Here is a 6771-nt window from a genome sequence, read left to right as displayed (position 1 = left end):
TTTCGAGGATCGTCAGATGCGGGAAGAGGTTGAAGTGCTGGAACACCATGCCGACCTCGCGGCGCACCTCGTCGATCCTCTTCAGATCGTTGGTGAGTTCGATACCGTCGACGACAATCCTGCCCTTCTGGTGTTCTTCCAGGCGGTTGATGCAGCGGATCATCGTCGACTTGCCGGAACCCGAGGGCCCGCAGATGACGATACGCTCACCCTTCATCACCTTGAGGTCGATATCCCTGAGAACGTGGTACTCCCCGTACCACTTGTGCATCTTCTCGATATCGATAGCGACATCCGTCGCGGACACCTGCATCCGCATGGTGTCCGCGTGAAGATCGTCGGCACGTATGATGTTTTCGCCCGCCATTCGAGCATCCTCCTGCATTGCTACGCCACGCCGCAACGGCGGCGCGATTGATCTGATTTGCGACGTCCTAGAGGGCGGCCAGAACCTCATCACAGACCTGCAGAAGCTCATCCGCATCGGCGATGGAGAAGGGCAGCGGTGGCCTGATCTTCAGGACATGGCCGAGCGGCCCCGACGCGCTGATGAGCACGCGGCGGCGGCGCAGGGCATTGACGAGATCGCTTGCGGTGCGGGGGGATGGGACGCCTTCCGGGTCGAGAACATCGACGCCGAGGAAAAGACCCTGCCCGCGGACATCACCGATGGCCGCATGACGCTTCGCCAGCGCCTCGAACCCGGCTTTCATATGCCCACCGACCTTCGATGCGTTCGCCTGCAGGTCCTCGTCCCGGAGAATGTCGAGAACGGCAGTGGCCGCGGCGCAAGCAACGGGGTTGCCACCGAAGGTGTTGAAGTAGCGCGCTTCGCGGGCGAAACGCTCCAACACCTCCTCGCGCGCGACGACACCGGCGATGGGGTAGCCGTTGCCCATGGGCTTTCCCATTGTAACGAGGTCAGGCACCAGCCCGTGACGCTGGAAGCCCCACATATGCGAGCCCATGCGGCCGAAACCCGCCTGCACCTCGTCGGCGATGAAGAGGCCACCCGCTGCGCGGATCGCCGCGACTGCTCCCGCAAGGAAGCCGGCCGGTTCGGCAAAGACACCATCACTGGAGAAGATCGTATCGACCAGCAGGGCGGCAGGACGGATGCCATGACGTTGCATGTCGGCAATGGCGGCCTGGACCTCGCACTCGAAGAACCTGCCAACCTCTTCCGGCGAAGCGGCAAGGCGTGGATCCGGGGCCGTGACGGTGCGCACGTCCACCGCCAGCGGCACGTTCGGGCCGAGAGAGGGCGACATGGCGGCGATTGCGTGGCTGATGCCGTGATAGGCATTGGCGGTGACGATGAAGCCGGTGCCACCCGTATGGTTGCGCGCGATACGCAGAGCGAGGTCGTTGGCTTCGCTACCGGTGCAAGTCAGCATCAGGCGATTGGTTTCGGCGGGGAAATGGCCAAGCAACCGCTCGGCATAGCCGACAATGCTTTCGTCGAGATAACGCGTGTGCACGTTGAGCTTTGCCGCCTGCTCGGCGATGGCGGCAACGACGCGCGGGTGGCAATGGCCGACACAGGGAACATTGTTATAGGCATCGAGGTAGGCATTGCCGGCGGCATCGTAGAGACGAACGCCGCTCGCCCAGTCGAAATGGACAGGCTCCTCGTAGAACATGCGGTAGGGCTGACCAAGGACGCGCTGGCGACGTTCCACCAGATCGCGCGTGCGCTCATCCAGGGTTCCGGCGTTCCGGCTGTCGAACGCGTTGATCATCACGGGTAAGCTCATGGCATGCACCTTCGCTGCTAGAGGGTGTTCCTGAACGGATTTTGCGGCAGGGCCGAAAGCCGCTCCAGCCGCATCCAGGACACGGGATTGTTCTTCATGATGTAGGAGCGGTTGGCTGGATCGCGGGCCGCAAGGAGCTCCGTGACCACGACGTTGATGACGCAGCGCGCGATCATGAATTCCGGTAGCAGCGTGATCTCCAGATCCTTCAAGGGCAAAACCCGATGATAGGCTTCGACGACATCGCAGGTGTTGCGCAGATCATTCTCGCCACCCTGAACCTGGAGCAAGGCGGCACCCGCAAGGTCCACGAGCCGCGGCGCATAGACGAGGTCACCGAAATCAAGGAAGCCGGACAGGCGGTCCTTCGCCTCGCTGGCGACGAGAATGTTCTGGCCGTTCATGTCGCTGTGAACGGCCTGCGCGGGCAGTGCGGCCATGTGCGGTCCCGCGACGGTTTCAAAGCGGTCGAGCATCGCTTCGACAAGCGGCCGACGATCCTCGTCGATCAATGCCAGGAAGGGGCGCAGGCGCGCAATGTTCTTGACGTCCCAAATGAGGTCACGCTGACGCAAATAGGGATGAACGAAGCTTTCAAGCGCCGCATCCAGGCTGGCAACCGCTTCTCCAACAGCACGGCGCAGCATTCTTGTCGGCGTATCGATGAAGGCGAACGGCGTACCTTCGATATAGGTCAGCAAACGGAGATGGCGACCATCCTCGATGCCGAGGAAAACGGAGCTCTCGCCGTTCAGGGCAGGCAGGACACGCGGCGCCGCGATATCCGTGGCGACGTGTTCGATGTGCCGAAGCGCGGCGCTCTCAAGCAGGGTGCCATCCGGACTTTCCTGCGGATCCGAGACCTTGAGTGTGAAGGCCAGGCCCTCGGGCGTCCGGATTCGGAAATTCTGGGTGCGCTCGCCACCAAGCTCGCTGGCCTGGCCAATCACGCCGAAATAGCGCCATACGACACCTTCGGCTTCGGCGGCATCGAACCGTGCGGTCATTCGCCAGCCTCCTGGAAGGAGTCCGCCAGAATGCCGAAACAGTTGACGACATCTGAAACGACGGCCTTGCGGGCCGTGGCGGCATCATTCGTCGCAATGGCCGCAAATGCCGTTTCGTGGTCGGGAATGGCATCGGTCAGCTTGCCGGGCTCGGCCTTGGCCAGACGTACCGAAGGACCCATGCGCAACCAGAGCGGTTCGATCATGTCGCGCAGGATCGGCGAGTTGCTCATATCCGCGATATGCAGGTGGAAGCGTGCATTGGCGCGCAGAAACCGGCTGGTGTCGTTTGTGTGCGCGGCCTCCACCATGGCGTCGAAATGGATGCGCAGACCTGCAAGGCTTTCCGGTGTCGCAGCCCTCGCGGCGCGAGCGGCTGAAAGCCCTTCGAGGGCAACGCGGATATCACGGATTTCCGTGAGCTCCGCGATGGTCAACCGCGGAACAACGAAGGTGCGTTCGAGACGCAACGCACCTAGACTTTCAAGCTTCTGGAGCGCATCGCGGACAGGGACGACGCTTGTGCCGAGGGCCGCGGCCAGGTTTCTCAGCACCAGCCGGTCACCGGGACGGAACTCCCCGATGATCAGCTTTTCCTTGATCTGCTGATAGATCTGCTCATTGAGCGTATCCTGGACGAGCGTCTTGTAGGTCTGCATGGAGCCCCCGTCCGCCAGCACTGTTTCGTTGCTGCCCATCCTCAACGCTTCTCATTGGCGAACTCCCGCTCAAGCCGGCGGGAATGGATCGAAAGAATGAAGCAGAAGATGAAGAAGGCACCACCGACGACGAGGTAGGCTTCGCGATAGAAGCCGAGCCATGCGCCGTCGGCAATCGCCCCGCGTGCTCCACCAAGCACGTCGATAAGGCCGATGATGCTGATCAGCGTCGTATCCTTGATCGACTCGATGAAGGTATTGATGATTGCCGGCAGCGCAATCCGGAAGGCCTGCGGCAGCACGATGAGGCGGGAGATCAGGCCATTGGAAAGGCCAAGGCTGTGACCGGCCTCCGACTGGCCACGCGGCACGGCCTCGAGACCACCGCGGATCGCTTCGGCAAGATAGGCGGCCTGGAACAGGATCAATGCAACCTGCGCGCGCAGAATGTTGTCGATGAGATTGCCGCCCGGCAACAAGAAGGGCAGCATGGTCGAAGCGATGAACAGCACCGCAATCAGCGGCAGGCCACGCACGATTTCCACATAGAGCGAGCAGAAGCGGCGGATGACGGTGGCCTTCGAGTGGCGGCCGAGCACGATGAGGACCGACAGCGGAAGTGCCAGGACGATACCGAAGGCAGACAGGCCGACGGTAAGCGGCAGGCCACCCCAGCGACTGGTGGAAACCGCAGGCAGGCCGAAAATACCGCCGCCCATCAGGACCAGGCTGATGACCATGACAGCGACCCAGGCAAGCGCCAGGGCCGGCTTCCAGAAACGCCGGAAGCCACTGAGTATGAGGATCGCGAGCACCAGCACGACAGCGAGCGTCGGCCGCCAATACTGGTCGGCCGGATAGCTGCCGAAGAGGATGATGTGATAGCGCTCATGCAGGAAGGCCCAGCAGGCACCTGCAGCCGCACGGCAGGTCTCCGGCGAAGCCTGCCCGAAGACGGCATCGGTGACGGCCCATCCGTAGAAACGCAAGAAGAGGTAAACAAGGCTGCCGGTGATCGCCACTGTCAGCACAGCATGCGACCAAGGATGGAAGTAGGGGCGCAGCCAGCCGGCGAGCCCGCCGCTGGAAGGGCGCGGGAGTGCCGCGGTAATTTCACTCATGACTTCACCAGTTGCGCGCGCTTCTCCAGCCAGCGGATGACCGCCGAGGTCACAAGGCTGAGCGACAGATAGATCAGAAGATAGATGGATACGGTCTCGATGGCCCGGCCGGTCTGGTTCAGGGCGGTGTTGCCGACGGAAACCAGGTCCGGATAACCGATGAGAACGGCCAGCGTCGTGTTCTTGATGGCATTGAGATACTGGTTGGCAAGCGGCGGCAGCATGAGACGCAGCGCCTGCGGGGCCAGCACGAGATAGAGCGTCAGGAGAGGTCCAAGCCCCAGCGAATGGGCTGCTTCCGATTGCCCCTTGGGCAGCGCTGCCAGGCTACCGCGGACGATCTCGGCAATAAAGCCCGACGTATAGAAGGAAAGTCCGGCAAGCATCGCCATATATTCCGGCGTCATGCCCATGCCGCCGCGAAAGTTGAAGCCCGTAAGCGCAGGCTTCTGGATTTCGCCCCAACCAAGCGCATAGATGGCGACACCGACAAGCGCCACGATCGAAAGGAACAGCCCCGTCGTGGCCGATCGCGGGAAGTGACCCGTCTCGTTGCGACGACGCACCATGATGCGCCAGAAAAGGAAGCCGCAGACAAGAGCGAGCACTGTGATGGCGGCAAGAACCGGGCCGGCATCCCCGACCAGGACCGTCGGAATGTAAAGGCCGCGGCTGGAAATGAAGACCGATTCCCCAAGGGTCCAAGCCTGGCGCGGCGGCGGCAGCACACGCACGGCCGTTGCGCAGACGACAAGGATCAACAGGAGCGGCGTGTTGCGCGTCACCTCGATATAGGCTTTTGCAAGCGCACGGAGCTGTGGATGGGCGGTACGCCCCGCAAGGCCGATCAGAAGTCCAAGCACGGTGGACAGCACGATGGCGGCGGAGGCCAGCTTGATGGTGTTGAGCAAACCAACGAGCAGTGCCCGGAAATAGCTGTCGCCGGAGCCGAAGGAAATCAGCGACTCGCCGATCGGGAACGACGTGGCGCTCCAAAGGAAGCCATAGTCGATGCCGATGCCGCGGGCGGCGAGGTTGGACGCGAGATTGTGCGACAGCCACGCAAGAACTGCGATGGCTGCCGCGACAAACAGCGCGTTTTGAAGGCGCTCGCTACGCATCAACGCAACGGTGCTGCATACATGAGGCCACCCTTCGTCCACAGGTCGTTGAGACCGCGATCGAGCTTGAGGGGCGAAGCCTTGCCGAGGTTGCGTTCGAAGCTCTCGCCATAGTTGCCAACGGCCGTGACGATCTTGACGACCCAGTCTTCGGACAGGCCCAGGTCCTTGCCGTTGCCGGGCGTCGTGCCGAGGATCTGCTTGACTTCCGGGTCGGGTGAGTTCTTGGCAAGGTCGGTGACATTCGCCTGCGTGATGCCGAGCCGCTCGGATTCGACGAGAGCGAACATGACCCAGCGTGCAACGAGGAAGAGTTCTTCATCACCGCTCTTCACAGCCGGTGCATAGGGCTCCAGCGTGATGAAGTTCGGGAAGATGATGTAGTCATCGACATTGCCGTTGCCGGCGCGCGAACCGGCGAGGTTGCCGTAATTGCCACCGAAGGCATCGCAACGACCACCAAAGAAGGCCGCGTCGAGCTGTTCCCAGGCACTGAGAACGAGCGGCGTATAGTTCAGGCCCCGCGACTTGAAGAAGTTCTCGGTGTTCACCTCAAAGGTCGATCCCTGCAGGATGCAGACAGTCGCGTCCGCAAGCTGGTCCGGGCTGTCGACACCGAGGGACTTCGGCACCATGAAGGTGTAGCCGTCGAAGTAGTTCGGCGATGCGAAGCGCGCGCTCTGGGCGCCTTCACGGTTGAGCGTCGTCGTCGTGTCGTGGGCCAGCACATCGATTTCGCCGGAAGACAGCAGAACGAAACGCTCCGAGTAGGATGTCTGGCGGTAGGTCACCTTGGAGGCATCGCCGAGAATGGCCGCCGCCATCGACTTGCAGTAGTCAATGTCGATGCCGGCGAGTTCACCATTGGCAGCCGGTGCGGAGAAACCCGGAACGGCCTGGCCGACGCCGCAGACAAGATTGCCGCGGGCTTTGATGGCATCGAGTGCCGCACCCGCCTGTGCGGAGCCGGCGAAGGACATCGCCCCCATGAGCGCGGTGGCGCAGGCTAGAACTCCCAGTTTCAATGAAGTCGCAAGTTTCACGTGTTTCCCCTTTTTCATGCGCGTTCAGGTGAGACCCGCTGGCACCATTGCCGGCGGGTTGCT

Annotated in this window: 7 protein-coding genes; all 7 read right to left on the bottom strand. The window is 62.1% G+C overall.

The features are described 5' to 3' along the window. A partial coding sequence (locus tag AKG11_RS20610; protein ID WP_156334114.1) for an ATP-binding cassette domain-containing protein occupies positions 1–367 on the bottom strand: 367 nt, incomplete at its 3' end. 67 nt (positions 368–434) lie between these two features. Next, positions 435–1757 carry an aspartate aminotransferase family protein gene (locus AKG11_RS20605; RefSeq protein ID WP_050745301.1) on the bottom strand — a complete coding sequence of 441 codons (1323 nt, stop codon included), beginning with the start codon at positions 1755–1757 and terminating at the stop codon, positions 435–437. A 17-nt stretch (positions 1758–1774) separates the two neighbouring features. Further along, positions 1775–2764, bottom strand: a complete 990-nt coding sequence (locus AKG11_RS20600; protein ID WP_023514147.1) for a phosphotransferase — start codon at positions 2762–2764, stop codon at positions 1775–1777. Then, complete coding sequence (locus AKG11_RS20595; protein WP_023514148.1) at positions 2761–3462, bottom strand: GntR family transcriptional regulator; 702 nt, start codon at positions 3460–3462, stop codon at positions 2761–2763. The genes AKG11_RS20600 and AKG11_RS20595 overlap by 4 nt, the downstream gene beginning before the upstream one ends. A gap of 2 nt (positions 3463–3464) precedes the next feature. Continuing rightward, positions 3465–4544, bottom strand: coding sequence for an amino acid ABC transporter permease (locus AKG11_RS20590; RefSeq protein ID WP_050745300.1), 1080 nt, complete (start codon positions 4542–4544; stop codon positions 3465–3467). After that, entirely contained in the window at positions 4541–5665 is a 1125-nt protein-coding gene (locus tag AKG11_RS20585; protein ID WP_023514150.1) for an amino acid ABC transporter permease, read from the bottom strand. The genes AKG11_RS20590 and AKG11_RS20585 overlap by 4 nt, the downstream gene beginning before the upstream one ends. Next, positions 5665–6708, bottom strand: a complete 1044-nt coding sequence (locus AKG11_RS20580) for an amino acid ABC transporter substrate-binding protein (protein ID WP_157255840.1) — start codon at positions 6706–6708, stop codon at positions 5665–5667. Before AKG11_RS20580 ends, AKG11_RS20585 begins: the two co-directional genes overlap by 1 nt. Positions 6709–6771 lie beyond the last annotated feature (63 nt).

It is taken from the genome of Shinella sp. SUS2 (genome assembly GCF_001262505.1).
In the GTDB taxonomy this organism is placed as follows: domain Bacteria; phylum Pseudomonadota; class Alphaproteobacteria; order Rhizobiales; family Rhizobiaceae; genus Shinella.
Note: the sequence above shows the minus strand (reverse complement) of the source record. Positions and strands in the feature narration are given on the sequence as shown.

Coding starts and splice junctions, on each gene's coding strand:
- AKG11_RS20605 (WP_050745301.1), bottom strand. CDS start 1,757: ATGAGCTTACCCGTGATGATCAACGCGTTCGACAGCCGGAACGCCGGA.
- AKG11_RS20600 (WP_023514147.1), bottom strand. CDS start 2,764: ATGACCGCACGGTTCGATGCCGCCGAAGCCGAAGGTGTCGTATGGCGC.
- AKG11_RS20595 (WP_023514148.1), bottom strand. CDS start 3,462: ATGGGCAGCAACGAAACAGTGCTGGCGGACGGGGGCTCCATGCAGACC.
- AKG11_RS20590 (WP_050745300.1), bottom strand. CDS start 4,544: ATGAGTGAAATTACCGCGGCACTCCCGCGCCCTTCCAGCGGCGGGCTC.
- AKG11_RS20585 (WP_023514150.1), bottom strand. CDS start 5,665: ATGCGTAGCGAGCGCCTTCAAAACGCGCTGTTTGTCGCGGCAGCCATC.